The organism is Saccharopolyspora hordei (genome assembly GCF_013410345.1).
Classification (GTDB): domain Bacteria; phylum Actinomycetota; class Actinomycetes; order Mycobacteriales; family Pseudonocardiaceae; genus Saccharopolyspora; species Saccharopolyspora hordei.
Genome location: NZ_JACCFJ010000001.1, coordinates 3454092 through 3469766 on the forward strand (window position 1 = coordinate 3454092; position 15675 = coordinate 3469766).

General features: G+C 74.9%; 17 protein-coding genes and 1 riboswitch. Of the genes, 4 read left to right on the forward strand and 13 right to left on the reverse strand.

The window, feature by feature from the left end; all coding sequences use genetic code 11:
- Positions 1-83 precede the first annotated feature (83 nt).
- From HNR68_RS15775 to HNR68_RS15800, 6 genes are all read right to left on the reverse strand, one after another.
- Positions 84-269, reverse strand: a complete 186-nt coding sequence (locus tag HNR68_RS15775) for a hypothetical protein (RefSeq protein ID WP_179721760.1) — start codon at positions 267-269, stop codon at positions 84-86.
- 98 nt (positions 270-367) lie between these two features.
- On the reverse strand, positions 368-1483 hold the full coding sequence (locus HNR68_RS15780; RefSeq protein ID WP_179721763.1) for an acetoin dehydrogenase dihydrolipoyllysine-residue acetyltransferase subunit: 1116 nt from the start codon (positions 1481-1483) through the stop codon (positions 368-370).
- Positions 1484-1485: 2 nt separating this feature from the next.
- Positions 1486-2499 carry an alpha-ketoacid dehydrogenase subunit beta gene (locus tag HNR68_RS15785; RefSeq protein ID WP_179721766.1) on the reverse strand — a complete coding sequence of 338 codons (1014 nt, stop codon included), beginning with the start codon at positions 2497-2499 and terminating at the stop codon, positions 1486-1488.
- A 15-nt stretch (positions 2500-2514) separates the two neighbouring features.
- Positions 2515-3510 (reverse strand): thiamine pyrophosphate-dependent dehydrogenase E1 component subunit alpha, encoded by a 996-nt coding sequence (locus tag HNR68_RS15790; protein ID WP_179721769.1) that lies wholly within the window; start codon positions 3508-3510, stop codon positions 2515-2517.
- On the reverse strand, positions 3510-4679 hold the full coding sequence (locus HNR68_RS15795; protein WP_343050175.1) for an NAD(+)/NADH kinase: 1170 nt from the start codon (positions 4677-4679) through the stop codon (positions 3510-3512). Before HNR68_RS15795 ends, HNR68_RS15790 begins: the two co-directional genes overlap by 1 nt.
- Before the next feature lie 139 nt (positions 4680-4818).
- Positions 4819-5223 carry a VOC family protein gene (locus tag HNR68_RS15800; protein WP_179721772.1) on the reverse strand — a complete coding sequence of 135 codons (405 nt, stop codon included), beginning with the start codon at positions 5221-5223 and terminating at the stop codon, positions 4819-4821.
- A gap of 78 nt (positions 5224-5301) precedes the next feature.
- Between HNR68_RS15800 and HNR68_RS15805 the strand changes: the two genes are divergently transcribed.
- A complete protein-coding gene (locus HNR68_RS15805) occupies positions 5302-6726 on the forward strand; it encodes an NAD(P)-binding protein (protein WP_179721775.1) in 1425 nt (474 codons plus the stop codon).
- 54 nt (positions 6727-6780) lie between these two features.
- Here HNR68_RS15805 and HNR68_RS15810 read toward each other — a convergent pair whose 3' ends face one another.
- The gene (locus HNR68_RS15810; protein ID WP_179721777.1) at positions 6781-7320 is read right to left on the reverse strand and encodes a GNAT family N-acetyltransferase; all 540 of its coding nucleotides are present in this window, start codon (positions 7318-7320) and stop codon (positions 6781-6783) included.
- A gap of 142 nt (positions 7321-7462) precedes the next feature.
- On the opposite strand from HNR68_RS15810, the gene HNR68_RS15815 reads away from it, so the two are divergent.
- Both HNR68_RS15815 and HNR68_RS15820 read left to right on the forward strand, forming a co-directional pair.
- Positions 7463-7795, forward strand: a complete 333-nt coding sequence (locus HNR68_RS15815) for a putative quinol monooxygenase (RefSeq protein WP_179721780.1) — start codon at positions 7463-7465, stop codon at positions 7793-7795.
- Between the two features lie 96 nt (positions 7796-7891).
- The gene (locus HNR68_RS15820; RefSeq protein ID WP_179721783.1) at positions 7892-8701 is read left to right on the forward strand and encodes a TSUP family transporter; all 810 of its coding nucleotides are present in this window, start codon (positions 7892-7894) and stop codon (positions 8699-8701) included.
- A gap of 15 nt (positions 8702-8716) precedes the next feature.
- Here HNR68_RS15820 and HNR68_RS15825 read toward each other — a convergent pair whose 3' ends face one another.
- Together HNR68_RS15825 and HNR68_RS27440 are read right to left on the reverse strand one after the other, a co-directional pair.
- A complete protein-coding gene (locus tag HNR68_RS15825; RefSeq protein WP_179721786.1) occupies positions 8717-9679 on the reverse strand; it encodes a helix-turn-helix transcriptional regulator in 963 nt (320 codons plus the stop codon).
- Between the two features lie 25 nt (positions 9680-9704).
- Positions 9705-10589, reverse strand: coding sequence for a hypothetical protein (locus HNR68_RS27440; RefSeq protein WP_343050177.1), 885 nt, complete (start codon positions 10587-10589; stop codon positions 9705-9707).
- On the opposite strand from HNR68_RS27440, the gene HNR68_RS27445 reads away from it, so the two are divergent.
- Complete coding sequence (locus HNR68_RS27445; protein WP_343050178.1) at positions 10588-11982, forward strand: ATP-binding cassette domain-containing protein; 1395 nt, start codon at positions 10588-10590, stop codon at positions 11980-11982. The genes HNR68_RS27440 and HNR68_RS27445 overlap by 2 nt on opposite strands.
- Here the strand turns inward: HNR68_RS27445 and HNR68_RS15835 are convergent.
- The 4 genes from HNR68_RS15835 to HNR68_RS15850 all read right to left on the reverse strand — a co-directional run bounded on the left by HNR68_RS15835 (position 11972) and on the right by HNR68_RS15850 (position 15362).
- Positions 11972-12595, reverse strand: coding sequence for a transglycosylase SLT domain-containing protein (locus tag HNR68_RS15835; protein ID WP_179721789.1), 624 nt, complete (start codon positions 12593-12595; stop codon positions 11972-11974). The genes HNR68_RS27445 and HNR68_RS15835 overlap by 11 nt on opposite strands.
- Positions 12596-12670: 75 nt before the next feature.
- Complete coding sequence (locus HNR68_RS15840) at positions 12671-13375, reverse strand: energy-coupling factor transporter transmembrane component T (RefSeq protein WP_179721791.1); 705 nt, start codon at positions 13373-13375, stop codon at positions 12671-12673.
- Complete coding sequence (locus HNR68_RS15845) at positions 13372-14808, reverse strand: ATP-binding cassette domain-containing protein (RefSeq protein ID WP_179721794.1); 1437 nt, start codon at positions 14806-14808, stop codon at positions 13372-13374. Before HNR68_RS15845 ends, HNR68_RS15840 begins: the two co-directional genes overlap by 4 nt.
- Positions 14805-15362 (reverse strand): ECF transporter S component, encoded by a 558-nt coding sequence (locus tag HNR68_RS15850; protein ID WP_218888317.1) that lies wholly within the window; start codon positions 15360-15362, stop codon positions 14805-14807. The genes HNR68_RS15845 and HNR68_RS15850 overlap by 4 nt, the downstream gene beginning before the upstream one ends.
- A 46-nt stretch (positions 15363-15408) precedes the next feature.
- A riboswitch (TPP riboswitch) is annotated at positions 15409-15494 on the reverse strand.
- Between the last annotated feature and the right edge of the window lie 181 nt (positions 15495-15675).

Below are 15675 nucleotides of genomic sequence, written 5' to 3' on the forward strand. Positions count from 1 at the left end.
GTGAAGAACCCAGCAGGTCCACCGGTGGGACGGGGGCTGCGCCCGCCAGGGCTGGTCAGGGCGCCCCTGGGGACGGGACCGGGTCAGCGCGGGGCGGTCGCCTCGCTCGTCAGGGCCCCGCGCAGCAGCGCCGACCGGTAGGCGGCCAGTGACCTGTCGAGGCGGTCGCGGGCGGCCCGGGCCTCCCGCTCGTCGGAACCGATGCCGATGTGCGCGCACACGGCCTTCGTCGCGCTCGTCCGGAGGTGCTGCTGGTCGACCTGGTCCATGCCTCGCATGGTCGCAGAAGCCCCGCGAGCGCCGACGACCGGCTGCCCCGAACGGCGCACGGCCGGGTGGCGCGAGGCACACCACCCGGCCGCCACCGCTAGCCGAGCACCGACTCGATCGCCTCGCGGGTCGCCGTCGGGGCCTCCATGTGCACCATGTGGCCCGCGCCCTCGACGACGCGCACCCGCACCCCGTCGCCGAACACCTCCGGGGCGGCCACCGGGACGACCTGGTCCTGGTCTCCCCACACCACCGCGGTGGGCACCGACACCCCGGCCAGCAGCGACGCGGTGTCGATGGCCTGCTTGTCGCCGTCCAGCAGCGTGCCGAGCAGCGTCCGCAGGCAGTCCTGGACGCCGTCGATGCGCTTGAACTTCAGCAGGTCGTCCACGAGCTGGCGGGTGACCTGCGACTCGTCGGCGAACAGCGCGCGCAGGTGCGGCTTGAGCTCCCGGCGGGTGCTCGCCGCGACGAACCCGCGCAGGTACTCGGCGTTGATCTCGGCACCGCAGCCCGCCGGGGCCACCAGGGTCAGGGACCGGACCCGGTCGGGCTGCCGGGCCGCCGCGGCGGACACCACCGCACCGCCCAGCGAGTGGCCGACCAGGTGCGCCCGCTCGACGCCCAGCGCGTCCAGGAAACCGGTCACCGCGTCGGCCAGCACCTCGAGGCCGCCGTCACCGACGTCCTTGGTCGAGGCGCCGTGCCCCGGCAGGTCCAGGGCGTGCACGGTGCGGCCCGCGGCCAGCGGCTCCTGCACGAACAGCCAGGAGTCCTTGTCCCCGCCGAAGCCGTGGACCAGCACCACCACCTCCGGGCCGTCGCCCACCGTGGCGTAGGACAGGGTGCGACCGCCCACCTCGACCGTGCCGGTCGCGGGCCCGGTGGCCTCCACCACCTCGCCGCTGGCCAGCTGCTCCTCGGCCTCGGCGACCGCGGCCTGGACCTCGGCGTCGGGCACCTCGGCCGGGGCCACGATCGCGATCGTGCCGCCCACCGGGGCCGACCGCCCGGCGGGGACCACGATCCCGCGCAGCACCCCTTGCTCTGAGGACTCCAGAGTGCCGGCGATCTTGTCGGTGTCGATCTCGGCCAGCTCGGTGCCCTCGGTGACCTCCTCGCCCTCGCTGACCAGCCAGTCGGTGATGGTGCCGCTGGTCATGGACAGGCCCCACTTGGGCATCGTGATCCGGCGGATCCGCTCGTCGGTCATGCTCAGCGCTCCCAGCTCGTGACCTTCTTGACCGCGTTGACCACCTGCTGCGCGTCCGGGATGTAGAGGGACTCGAGCGCCTCGCTGAAGGGCACCGGGGTGTGCGGCGCGGTGACCATCTCGATCGGTGCGCGCAGGCTGCCGAACGCCTCCTTCGCCACCAGGGCGGCGACGTCGGTGGCGAGGTTGCAGCGCGGGGTCGCCTCGTCGACCACCACCAGGCGCCCGGTGCCCTCGACGCTCTCCAGGATGCTGTCGGTGTCCAGCGGGCTGGTGGTGCGCGGGTCGATGACCTCGCACTCCACCCCGGACTCGGCCAGCTGGTCGGCGGCTTCGGCGGCCACCGACACCATGCGCCCGAAGGCGACGATGGTGACGTCCCCGCCCTCGCGGACGAAACCGGCCTCGCCGAACGGGATCGCGTAGGGCTCCTCGGGCACCTCGCCGACGACGTCGTACATCGCCTTGTGCTCGCAGAAGATCACCGGGTCGTCGTCGCGGATCGCCTGGATCAGCAGGCCCTTCGCCTCGTACGGCGAGGACGGCAGGACGACCTTCAGGCCCGGGATGTGGGTGAAGATCGGGTACAGCGCCTGCGAGTGCTGGGCCGCGGCGTTGAGCCCCGCGCCGTACATGGTGCGGACGACGACCGGCGTGACCGCCTTGCCGCCGAACATGTACCGGAACTTGGCCGCCTGGTTGAAGATCTGGTCGAAGCACACCCCCATGAAGTCGATGAACATCAGCTCCGCGACCGGCCGCAGGCCGCGCGTGGCCGCGCCGATCGCGGCGCCGATGAACGCCGATTCGCTGATCGGGGTGTCCAGGACCCGCCCGGGGAAGCGGTCGTAGAGGCCCTTGGTCACACCGAGCACACCGCCCCAGGCGTCCTGCTCACCGGGGGCACCCGCGCCACCGGCGTTGTCCTCGCCGAGGACGACGACGCTGCTGTCGCGTTCCATCTCCTGCACGAGCGCCTCGTTGAGCGCTTCCCGGTAGCTGATGCTGCGTGCCATGTGAACCTTCCCGTGTCAGTAGGAGATGTAGACGTCGGTTTCCAGGTCCTCGCGCGTGGGCAGGGGAGCCGCCAGCGCCGCTTCGACGGACTCGTCGATCAGGGCCGCCACCTCCCGGTCGATCTCGTCGAGCTGGTCCCCGGTGAGCGCGCCCGAGGAGGTGACGCGGTCGCGGAACGCCTTCAGGCAGTCCTGCTGCTCGAGGGCGCGGGCCACCTCGTCGCCGCGGTAGGCCTGCTGGTCGCCCTCGAAGTGCCCGTAGTAGCGGGTGAACTTGACCTCGATGAGGGTCGGGCCGCCGCCGTTGCGGGCCCGCTCGATCGCCTCCCCGGCGACCTCGTGCACGGCGAAGAAGTCGAAGCCGTCGACGATGACGCCGGGCATGCCGAAGCCCGCGGCGCGGTCGGCGATGTTGTCCGCCGCCACCGACCAGGTGGCCGCGGTGGCCTCGGCGTAGCCGTTGTTCTCCGCGACGAAGATCGCCGGCAGGTTCCACACCGAGGCGAGGTTGAGCGCCTCCAGCGTGGTGCCCTGGTTGCTGGCGCCGTCGCCGAAGAACGCCACGCCGACCCCGCCGGTGCCCTGCTGCTTGGCGGCCAGCGCGGTGCCGCAGATCAGCGGCGGGCCACCGCCGACGATGCCGTTGGCGCCGAGCATCCCCTTGCTGAGGTCGGCGATGTGCATCGAGCCGCCCTTGCCGCGGCACGACCCGGTCCGGCGGCCGTAGATCTCGGCCATCATCTCGCGGACGTCGACGCCCTTGGCGATGCAGTGCCCGTGACCGCGGTGGGTGCTGGCGATCGAGTCGCGGTCGTCGAGGTGCTGGCACACCCCGGTCGCCGAGGCCTCCTCCCCGGCGTAGAGGTGGACGAACCCGGGGATGTCGCCCTTGGCGAACTCCTGGTGGACCCGGTCCTCGAACGCGCGGATGGTGCGCATCGTGCGGTAGGCAGCGAGCAGGCCGGCCTCGTCCAAGTCCCCGGCCGGTTTCGCTGACACGGTCTCGGTCATCAGTGGCTTCCTCCGTCGGTCGGTGGAACGCGCCACGCATCAACCCCGGTGGCGCCCTCGGGGACAGCGGTGGGCCCCGTGCGGAGCAGGCCGCGCGCGGCGGCGGCGTCGAGCACGGCCCGCACGTCGAGCACGCGCGGGCCTCGGTCGGTCAGCCGCACCGACACCGGATCACCCGGGCCGAACTCGCACTCGCGCTCGCCGTCCAGCGCGACCGTGCCCGCGGTGACGGCGCTGGTCGTCGGCGTGCCCAGGGGGAGGCGCTGCACGGCGGCGACGTCGAGGGCGGTGAGCTTGCCGGGCGTGATGGGGGCCAGCACGCGGTGCTGCGGGGTGCCGGAGCCCGCGAAGCGCACGGCCACCCCGTGCGGCTCGTCGCGCGTGGTCGGCAGCAGCTGCCCGGCGACGCTGGACAACCCGATCGCGTGGGGCTCGGCGAAGGCGCAGTACAGCTCGCGCAGCGTCTCGGGCTTCCACAGAGCCCGCGCGCCCACCCGCGTGCTCGCCGACACGCACACGTCGACCAGCGCCAGCTCGGCCACCGACCCGCACTGCACCTCGAGCGCCTTCGCCCGCCGCGTCGCGCTGCGCACGTCGACGTCGCCGCGCGCCACCAGCGCCGCCGCGACACCGGCCACCGTGGCCTCCCACACCTGCGGGAAGGCGTTGTTCGTCCCGGTGCTCAGCGGCAGCAGCGGGGTCTCGCCGACCTCGCTCGCGGCGGCCCGGACCGTGCCGTCGCCGCCCAGCACCACGACCACACCCGCGCCCGCCTCGCGCATCCGCCGCACGAACTGCCGGGTGTCCTGGGCGGTCCCGGTGAGCCGGTCGAGCTCGCAGAAGGTCAGCTCCGGCCACTGCTCGTCGGCGGCGTGCTGCCGGGCCCCGCGCAGGACGCCGGCGGCGACGCCGAAGTCGTCGGTGGACACCAGCACCCGCCCGAGGCCCAGCGCACCGGCGGCGGCGACCATGCGCAGCACCATGTTCGCCTTCTCGGCGTTCGGGAACACCGACGCCTGCGCCACCACGCGCCGGATGTCCCGGCCGGAGAGCGGGTTGACGACCACCCCGATCGCCGGGTCCCGGCGCTGGACCGTGATCGGTCGCCGGGGGTGGTGACCGTTGCCCGAGTCGCCCAGCTGCACGATCGCCTCCCTGCTGGTGGCCACGATGTGTAACCGGCGTCACATCGTGGGTCCCTTCAGCAGAACCCGTGCGGTGTCGCGAGGCAAGGGTTGCAGGGGGTTGCAGCCCGATCGAACGGGCGAGGAGTCCCGGCTCAGCCTCCTCGGGACCGCGTGCGGCACCTCATCGGGTGAGCGGGGCGGGGCCGAGCAGGTCCCAGCGGTTGCCCGCCACGTCCCGGAAGACGGCGACCCGCCCGTACGGCTCAGTCCTCGGCCGGGTCACGAACTCCACGCCCGCCGCCACCATCCGGTCGAAGGCCTCGTCGAAGTCCTCCACCCGCAGGAAGAAGCCCGCCCGGCCGGCGACCTGGTCGCCGACCGCGGCCGCCTGCCGGTCACCGTCGGCGCGGGCGAGCAGCACTCCGGTGCCGCCGCCGGGCGGCCGGACCACGACCCACCGCTTCGGGCGGCCGTCCCCGGTCAGCGACGGGGAGTCCTCGACGAGCTCGAAGCCCAGCGCGCGCACGAAGAAGTCGATGGCCTCGTCGTAGTCGTCGACGACGATCGCGACCAGGTCGATGCGCACCGCTCCACGGTACCGGTCGCGCGCACGGTGTCCGCCGCGAGTCGCCGCCGGGGGAGCTCCAGCGCTACCGTCGGCCCGGTGAGCACGGCGGTGGTGGTGGGCAGTGGCCCGAACGGGCTCGCCGCGGGCGTCGTCCTGGCCCGCGCCGGGGTCGAGGTCACCGTGCTGGAGGCCGCCGACGAGATCGGCGGCGGTGCCCGCACTGTCGAGGCGATCGTGCCGGGGCTGCGGCACGACCGGTGCTCGGCGATCCACCCGATGGCCGCCGCCTCACCCTTCCTGCGCGCGCTCGACCTGGGCCGGTACGGGCTGGAGTGGCGGCTGCCCGAGGTCGACTGCGCGCACCCGCTGGACGACGGCACCGCCGGGGTGCTGCACCGTTCGGTCGCGGAGACCGCCGCAGGCCTCGGTGCCGACGGGCCCCGCTGGTCGCGGCTGTTCGCCGGTCCCGCGGCGGGTTTCGACCGCCTCGCGGTGGACGTCCTCGGGCCGCTGCTGCGGGTCCCGCACCACCCGGTCCGGCTCGCCCGCTTCGGGGTGCCGGCGCTGCTCCCGGCCGCGGTGGTCGCGAAGGCCTTCACGGAGCAGCGGACGAAGGCGCTGTTCGCCGGGGTGGCCGCGCACGGCTTCCGCCCGCTGGGCCGCCCGCTGAGCGCCAGCATCGGACTGGGCATCCTGACCGCGGGGCACCGGTACGGCTGGGCCGTGCCCGCCGGTGGTTCCGGGGCGATCACCGGAGCGTTGGCCGCGCTGCTGCGCGACCTCGGCGGCCGCGTCGAGACCGGGGTGCGGGTGCGCAGGGCGGCGGACCTGCCGCGCGCGGACGTGACCGTGTTCGACCTCGCCCCGGCCGCTGTGGCCGACGTCCTGGGGGACCGGTTGCCCGCCCGGATCGCCCGCGCCTACCGGGGGTTCCGCCACGGTCCGGGTGCTTTCAAGGTGGACTTCGCGGTGGAGGGCGGCGTGCCGTGGACGGCCGGTGCGGCGCGCCGGGCGGGCACCGTCCACCTCGGCGGGACCTTCGCCGAGGTCGCCGCGGCCGAGCGCGCGGTCCACAGGGGACGGATGCCGGACCGGCCGTTCGTGCTCGTCGGCCAGCAGTACCTGGCCGACCCGCAGCGCTCGGTCGGCGACGTCCATCCACTGTGGAGCTACGCGCACGTGCCGCACGGGTGGGCCGGGGGCGCCACCGAAGCCGTCATCGCGCAGGTCGAACGCTTCGCGCCCGGTTTCCGGGACCGGGTCGTGGGCATCGCGGTGCGTTCCCCCGCGCAGATCGCCGAGGACGACCCGAACTTCGTCGGTGGCGACATCATGACCGGCGCGAAGGACGTCCGGCAGCTGCTGTTCGGCCCGCGCGCCACGCTCACCCCCTACGACGTCGGGATCCCCGGCCACTACCTCTGCTCGGCGGCCACCCCGCCCGGTCCCGGCGCGCACGGCATGTGCGGCGTGCACGCCGCGACCCGCGCCCTGGCGCACCTCCGCGAGCGCGGACGGTGAGCCCCGGCGCCGAGCGTGAGACGTCCACTGTGGATCTGTTGCCGCGTGCCCGGGCTAGCCTCCCTGGGTCCGGCGGGCGGCCGCGTGCAGCCGGGCCTTGGCCGGGTCGGTGTGGCGCCCCCGCGCCCGGGCCTGCCGCGCACTGCCGGGCGCGTGGCGGACGAACAGGGTGACGGTCACGCTGTCGTGGAAGCCGCAGCGCTGCATCAGCTGGGCGGACGCGGTGTTGGCCTGCTCGACGTCGGTGATGACCCGCGTGGCGCCCGCGGCGAACAGCGCCGCGCACGACTCCTCCAGCAGCGTCCGCGCCAGCCCCCTGCCCCGGTGCTCGGGGGCGACCGCGAGCCACTCGAGGTAGCCCCAGTCCGTCTGGTCGTCGTAGGAGAGCGACCCGAGCGCGAAACCGGCCACCTGCCCGTCCGCCTCGGCGACCCAGCAGGCGTCCGGCTGGGCGTCCAGGTGCACCGCCACGCTGGACAGCGACCACGAGGTGTAGGGCATCGCGGAGACGTCGAAGACCCGGTGCCCGAGCTCCAGCACCCCGGCGAGGTGCGCCAACCCCATCGGGACCAGCTGGACGTCCGGCTCACTCATGACTCGCCCATCCTGGTGCAGTGCCGGAGCCGACGCCACCGCACCCGTGATCGGGATCGCACGTGCCACCCCGGCTGCGAGCGGGGTGATCGGCATCGGGGTAGAACGGGTCCGACACCGCAGCGTCAGGAGGAGGAAGCCGATGATCTTCATCACCGCGAAGTTCCGGGTCAAGCCCGAGCACGCGGACCGGTGGCCCGAGATCGCTCGCTCGTTCACCGAGGCCACCCGCAACGAACCCGGGTGCCTGTGGTTCGACTGGTCCCGCAGCCTCGAGGACCCGAACGAGTACGTCCTGGTGGAGGCCTTCCGCGACGGGGACGCCGGTGCCGCGCACGTCGGCTCCGACCACTTCAAGGCCGCGCAGCAGGAGCTGCCGCAGTACCTCGTGGAGACCCCGCGGGTGATCAACACGACGGTCCCGCAGGACGACTGGTCGCCGCTGGGCGAGATGGCGGTCCCGGAGAGCGACTGAGCGCGCGCGGGCCCCGGCGCACCGCCGCCGGGGCCCGGACCCGGGAGCGCACGGCGTCCGTTGTGCGCCGGCACCGGCGCGACCTAGGTTGTGCCGGTGATCCTCCCCGCCCTCGTGCTGGTCGGGTTCGGCTGCCTGACCGGCGTGACCACGGTCCTGTTCGGGTTCGGCGGCGGCTTCGTCATCGTGCCGGTCGTGGACGTGGTCGTCTCCGCCGCGACGGGCGCCGACGCGATGCACACCGCGGTGGCCACCTCGACCGCGGTGATGGTCGTCAACGCCGCCACCGCCACGGTCGCGCAGGCCCGGTCCGGGCGCCTGCGCGCCGACCACCTCCGCCCGCTGCTCGTTCCCATCGCGGTCGGGGCCGTGCTCGGTGCCTTCGCCGCGACCTGGGCACCGGACACCGCGCTGCGCTGGCTGTTCATCGCCTACCTCGCGATCACGGTCCTCGACAGCGCGCTGCGCAGCGGGTTCCTCGACAACGCCCGGCGCCGCGCGGCAGGCGCCCGCCCGCTGGGCCCGGTCGCCTCGACGGCCGGCGGGGTCGGCATCGGGGCGATCGCCAGCTTCCTCGGCGTCGGCGGGAGCGTCCTCACCGTCCCGCTGCTGCGGCGCCGAGGCCTGCCCATGGCCGACGCCGCGGCGATGGCCAACCCGCTCAGCATCCCGGTCGCGGTCGCCGGAACGGCGGTGTACGCCCTGGCCGCGCCGACCACCGCCCACCCGGGCCAGCTCGGCCACGTCAACGTCCTCGTCACGGCGGCGCTGCTGTGCGGCTCGCTGCCCACGATCGCGGTGGTCAAGCGCCTCGTCGGCCGCATCCCCGACCGCCTGCACGCGCTCGCCTACCTCGCCCTCCTGCTGCTCGTCCTGGTCACCATGCTCGTGACCGCCCTCAGCTGACGCCCGGCCCGCGGCTCACCCCGGGCCGCGGGCTGCGTGGGCGAGCCGGGTGGCCAGGTCGCGGCAGCGGGCGCGGAAGTGCTCGGGCTTCTCGACGGTGAAGTCCGCGTCGAGGAAGGCGAGGTTGAGCACCAACCACTCGAAGGAGTCGACCCAGGTGGTGATCCGGCAGCGGTCGGTGCCCAGCGGCTCGATCGCGAGGTCGGCGAACTTGAGCGCGTCGGCGACCCGGTCCGCGGGGGCGTCGACGAGGACGACGGTGCGGTGCCGGGGTTCGGCGAGCTTGTCGCGCAGGTACTCCGCGGCGGACTCGGCGGGCAGCGGGCGCGGGTCGAACCGGGTGCCGGGGACGGTGATGTCGCTGATCCGGTCGAGCCGGAAGGTGCGCCAGTCCGCCCGGTCCCGGTCCCACGCCAGCAGGTACCAGCGCAGGTGCAGGTGCACCTGGCGGTAGGGCTCGACCCGCCGCTGGGACGTGCTGCCGTCGCGGCTGGTGTAGCGGAAGGTGGCGTGCTCGTGCCGCGCCGCGGCGGCGGCCAGCGTGGCCAGCGCGTCGGCGCCGACCGGTGGGACGGCCTGCGCGGCGGCTTCGACCGTGGCGCGCACAGCGGTGGCGCGGGCCCGCAGCCGCTTCGGCAGCACCTGGTCGACCTTGCCGAAGGCGCGGTCGGCGGCCGACCCGATGCCGCCCGCGTCGGGCGCGCTGGCGGCCAGCACGCCGAGGCCGACCACGGTCGCCACCGCCTCCTCGTCGTCGAACACCATGGGCGGCAGGGCCTGGCCGGCGGCGAGCTGGTAGTAGCCGCCCGGGCCCGGCTGGGTCGTGACCGGGTAGCCGTAGTCGCGCAGTCGTTCCACGTCGCGCCGCAGCGTGCGCGGGCTGGTCTCCAGCCGTGCCGCCAGCTCCCGGCCGCTGAAGCGGCGGCCGGTCTGCAGGTGGGCCAGCAGCTCGAGCAGTCGCCGCGTCACATCGCTCATGCCTCCCATCATCGCCGGATCGCGGTCAGGACCTGGCCGCATCCGTTCGTACCGTCGCGGCATGAGTCGAACGATCCGCATCCGGGGCGCCCGCACCCACAACCTGAAGGCGCTCGACCTGGACCTGCCGCGCGGCGAGCTGGTCGTGTTCGCCGGGGTCTCCGGTTCGGGCAAGTCCTCCCTGGTCTTCGACACGATCGCGACCGAAGCCGGGTACCAGGTCAACGAGAACTACCCGCCGTTCGTGCGCAACCGGCTGCCGCGGTGGAGCCGCCCGGACGCCGACGCGGTGGAAGGGCTGTCCCCGGTCGTGCTGGTCGACCAGAAGCGGCTCGGCGGGAACGCGCGGTCCACGGTCGGCACCGCCACCGACGCCTACACCTACCTGCGGCTGCTGTTCTCCCGGGTGAGCGAACCGCACGTCGGCGAGAGCAACCACTTCTCCTTCAACGACCCGGCCGGGATGTGCCCGACCTGCGCGGGACTGGGGGAGACGCTGACCACCGCCGTCGAACGCCTGCTGGACCTGGACAAGTCGCTGGAGCAGGGCGCGGTCCTGCTGCCCGGGTTCGGCAAGGGCCAGTACTGGTACCGGCAGCACGCCGACACCGGCGCCTTCGACGTGACCACCCCGCTGCGCGAGTGGCCCGCGGCCGACCGCGCGGCGCTGTTGCACCGCGAGGCGGCGATGCGGTGGTCCCGGCGGCTGCCGAAGGACTACGAGGGCGTGGTCGACCGGTTCGAGCGCGTCTACCTGCACACCGCCGACGAGCAGTCCGAGCGCAAGCGCGCCGTGGTGCGCCGGTTCACCCGCTCGGCCCGCTGCCCTGACTGCGACGGTGAGCGGCTGCGCGAAGCGGCCCGCACCGCCCGCGTGCTCGGGCGCACCATCGGCGAGCTCCAGCCGCATGGAGATCGACGAGCTGGCCGCGGTCGTCGAGCAGGTGCGGGACCCGCGCGTCGCGCCGGTGGTGGCGGCGCTGTCGGACAAGCTCCGCGCGCTCATCGACGTCGGACTGGGGTACCTCTCGCTGGCGCGGCCCACGACGACCCTCTCGGGCGGCGAGTCGCAGCGCATCAAGACGGTCCGGCACCTGGGCAGCAGCCTGGTCGAGGTGGTGTACGTGTTCGACGAGCCGACCGCGGGCCTGCACCAGCACGACGTGCGGTCGCTGATCGGGCTGCTGGAGTCGTTGCGGGACAAGGGGAACACGCTGCTCGTCGTGGAGCACGACCCGCAGGTGGTGCGCGCGGCGGACCGGATCGTCGAGCTCGGCCCCGGTGCGGGCAGCGCGGGCGGGCGGATCGTGTTCGAGGGCGGCTACGACGAGCTCGCGGTCGCCGACACGCCGACCGGGCGCGGCCTGCGGTCCCGGGCCCGGCAGCGCGAACCGCGGGTGCCGACGGGGAAGCTGCGCGTCGAGGGCGCCGACCGCAACAACCTCCGCGACCTGACCGTGGACGTGCCGACCGGCGTGCTCACCGTGCTCACCGGTGTCGCCGGGTCCGGCAAGTCCAGCCTCGCCGCGGAGTTCGTCGCCCAGCACCAGGCCACCGTCGTCGACCAGCGCCCGGTGAGCACCAACCGCCGCTCCTCACCGCTGACCTACTGCGGCATCGCGCCGGCGGTCCGCGCGCTGTTCGCGCGGCGCACCGGGACGAGCCCGGCGCTGTTCAGCGCGAACTCCGCGGGCGCCTGCCCGGTGTGCCAGGGCGCCGGGGTGGTCCACACCGGCCTGGCGTTCCTGGACGGGCAGGAGACGGTCTGCGAGGCCTGCGGCGGCCGCCGCTTCCGCGCCGAGGCCCTGGCGCACACCGTCGACGGGCTGTCCATCGCCGACGTCGACGACCTGACCGTGGCGGAGGCCGTGGACCGGCTGCCCGCCCCGGCGATCGGCCGCGCGCTCGGCCACCTGGTCGACGTGGGGCTGGGGTACCTGCGCCTCGGGCAGCCGCTGACCGACCTGTCTGGTGGGGAGTGCCAACGCCTGAAGATCGCCAAGGAGCTCTCCGCCGGGCAGCGGTCCACCTGCCACGTGCTCGACGAGCCGACCACCGGCCTGCACCGGTCCGACGTCGAGGTGCTGCTGCGGGTCCTGGACCGGCTGGTCGAGCGCGGCAGCACGGTGCTGGTCATCGAGCACGACCTGGAGGTGGTGCGCAGCGCGGACTGGGTGATCGACCTCGGTCCGGGGCCGGGTCGCCACGGCGGCCGCGTCGTGTTCTCGAGAAGCCCGCAGCAGCTGCTGGCCTGCGAGGAGTCGGCGACCGCGCGGGCGCTGCGGGCGTCGGTCAGCGCGTGAGCGCCTCGCCGGCCTTCGCCCAGTGGGCGCGCAACCTGTCCAGGTAGGACCGCGCCTGCGGGCCGGGGGTGGCGCCCCGCGCGACAGCGCGCATGGCGCCGGGGCCGGCGTTGTAGCCCAGCGCGAGCAGCTCGGCGGTGGTGTGGGCGCCGGAGCGCTCGTCCGGCAGGGACGCGGCGAGGTCGTGCAGGTACCAGGCCGCGGCCCGGATCGCCAGGTCGGGGTCGTCCGGGAGCTCCAGCCAGTCGCGGTCGGCGAAGCCGTGGGCGGACTTGACCTCGTCGAAGGCGGGCCGGTGCATGTTGGCCACACCCAGCGCGGCGTCCGGGTCGAGCCGCAGCCACGCGCGTTCGGCGTCCGGGTCGTGCGGCTTGTACGACTCGTTGTACAGGATCGCCATGAGCAGCTGCGGGTCGACGTCGGCTTCCCGCGCGCGGGCGAGGACCTGCGCGGCGAACCGGGCCGGGGCGTGGTCGGCCGCCTCCGCGGGGGTCGACGGCGGCTCGCTCGGCGCGGCCGGACCACCGCCGGCGTCGCGCACCGCGCCGCACCCCGTCGCCGCGGCCACGAGCGCGCACGCGACGACCCACCGCCACCCGGTCCTGCTCGTCATCCCGCCTCCTCACCGCGTGCGCACATCCCACCAGATCGCGGCGCCCGACGTGACGGGATCCCGCGACGGGCCCGGTCAGGACGCCACCAACGCCTCGACCACGTACGGCACCGCGGCGAGCAGCGCACCGACTCCGAGCACGGCGGTGTCCACCCGGGTCCACGGCGCCGGTTCGGCCCAGGTGCGCCGGTGGGCGCGGGCGAAGCCGCGGGCGTCCATCGCGATCGAGGCGCTGGTGGCCTCGCGCATGGTGGTGACCAGCAGCGCGAAGGTGACCGAGGCGGCGTGGCGGGCGCGGGAGACCGGCCCGCGCCCGGGGCCGAAGCCGCGTGACCGCCGGGCCCGCGAGAGGTGCTGCCAGGTCTGGCCGAGCTGCTCGAACCGCTGGAGCGCCGCGGCGAACGAGACCACGAAGCGGTGGGGCAGGCGCAGGCGCTGCCCGAGCTGGTCGGCCAGCGCCATCGGTTCGATGAGCGGAGCCACCGCCACCCCGGGCAGCGCCAGCACCACGATGCGCAGGCCCGCGGTGGCGGCGACGTCGAGCTGCCCGCCGCCGAGCAACCACGTCGAGTAGGCCACCGACAGCCCGCCCAGCACCACGGTGGCGAACCGCAGCGGGGGCCCGGAGCGCGCCGGGAGCACGACCAGCACGGCGAGCAGGTAGGCGCAGGCGGCGACCACCGCGGTGGTCAGCGACCGCACCCCCAGCGACGCGACCAGCGCCAGCAGCCCCAGCGCCACCAGCACCAGGGGGTTCGCCTTGGCGAGCACACCGGTCATCGCGCCAGCACCCGCCCGCCGGCCAGCCGCGTCTCGCGGTCGGCGAGGTCGATCAGCACCGGGTCGTGGGTGGCGGCGGCCGCGGTGGCGCCGCCACGCGCGGCGGCGCGCAGCCACCCGGCGATGGTGGCCCAGGTGTGCCGGTCCTGCCCGACGGTCGGCTCGTCGAGCATCACCGCGCTGGGCCGGTGCGCGAGCGCCGCGGCGAGCGCGACCCGACGCTGCTCGCCACCGGAGAGCCGGTAGGGGTTGGCGTCGGCCAGCGCGCCCAGCCCGAGCACCTCCAGGACCGCCTCGACCTGCACGGCGGTGCCCAGCCGCTCGGCGGTGCGGGCGACCTCTCGCCGCACCGTGGTGGTGAGGAACCCGTGCTCCGGGTTCTGCGGCACCCACCCGACCGTCCGCGCCAGCTCGACGGACCGCATCCGGTGCAGGGGCACCGGGGTGCCGCTGACGCTGCCGCGGTCGGGGCGGACCAGGCCCGCCAGCGCCGCGAGGAGGGTGGACTTGCCCGCCCCGGACGGACCGGTGAGCGCCGAGACCTGCCCCGGCGGCACGGCGGCCGAGACGCCGTCGAGCGCCACCACCGAGGACGTGCCGCGCAGCCTGCGGGTGGTGAGGTCCACGCGCAGGTCGCGAGCCTCGAGGAGCGGGCCGGGGGAGTCCGGGGCCACCAGCTCCGCAGGCACGTCCACCGGTTCGGGCGCGGGCAGGCCCGGCATCCACACCCCGGCGCGGCCGAGCTCCTCGGCGAGCTCGGCGCGGCAGGTCGCGGGGTTCACGTCGTGGGTGACCCGGCCACCGGCGTCGAGCACGACCACGCGGTGGACGAGGTCGAGCCACGGGCCGATCCGGTGGTCGACGACGACCAGCGAGGCACCGGTGCCGGCCAGGACGTCGGCCACGGCCGCGCGCACCCGGTCGGCGCTGTCCGGGTCGAGCATGGAGGTCGGTTCGTCCAGCAGCAGCAACGAGGGCCGCAGCGCCAGGACGCCGGCGAGGGCGAGGCGTTGCAGCTCGCCGCCGGACAGCGCCGAGGTCGGCCGGTCGACCGGGTAGTCCAGCCCGACCAGGTCGAGGGCCTCCGCCACCCGGCGCCAGATCTCCTCGCGCGGCAGCCCGCTGTTCTCCGGGCCGAACGCGACGTCGCGGCCGATCCGGTCGGCGACCACCGCCGACCCGGGGTTCTGCAGCAGCAGGCCGATCTGGCCGTCGACCCGGACCTCGCCGCTGCGCTCGCCCGGCAGCGCGCCACCGAGCACCCCGGCCAGCGCGTGGACGACCGTCGACTTGCCCGCTCCGCTGGGACCGGCCAGCAGGATCCGCTCGCCCGGGCGGACGCGCAGGTCGAGGTCCTGGACGGCGGGCACGCGGCGCCCCAGCGGCCGCCAGCCGAAACCCCGCAGCTCCGCGCGCAGCTCCGAGGCGGTCACACCGCCGTCCGCTCGTGGTGCTCCTGGCCCGGCCCGAACGCGTCCAGCGCCCCGGTCCCGGCCAGGCCGCGCACCAGCGCCCAGCCGCCGAGCCCGGCGATGACCACGCCGGAGACGACGAAGAACCCGAGGTGGGCGAGCTGGTAGGGCAGCGCCCAGTCCGGGTAGTAGACCTGCCACTCGTAGACCGACTCGAACGCGGCGGCGACGGCGGCGCCCAGCGCGGCCACCACCAGGCCGAACCGCTTCCACAGGAACACGGCCAGCACCAGCTCGACGCCGAGGCCCTGCAAGCCCCCGGAGACCACGGTCGACAGCCCCCAGCTGTTGCCCAGCAGCGCCTCCACCGACGCGGCGACCAGCTCGGTCACCAGCGCCGCCCCGGGCTTGCGGACGACCAGCCCGCCGACCACGCCACCGAGCAGCCAGGCGCCCCCGAACAGGCCCGAGGTCGGCGGGAACGCGAACGCGGAGAGGGCGCTCAGCACCTGGTACAGCTGGGACCAGCCCCAGAACGCCACGCCGATCGCGACCCCGAGCATGGCCACGGTCACGACATCGATCGTCCGGTAGCGGAAAGCAGCATCGCGCGCCACTGGAACTCCCTTCGCCGGTGCTAACCGGAGCAGGTTCGGAGGGTCTGCGGCTCACCCGCACTCTCAGCGCCCGTCACGGCGCTCCCCTGTCGTCGGCCACACAGCCTACCCTCCCGCCCGGCGGCGCTGCGCGCACCGGTCGCCTCTGCGCAGGGACGATGGGACCGCGAGACCACCCGCACCGGCCCCTCCGCGGTCAGCCGGGGAGGGGCTCGACGGGGGTTCGCGGCCTCCGGGACGACGGTCGCGGAGGAGCCGACGTCCGCAGTGG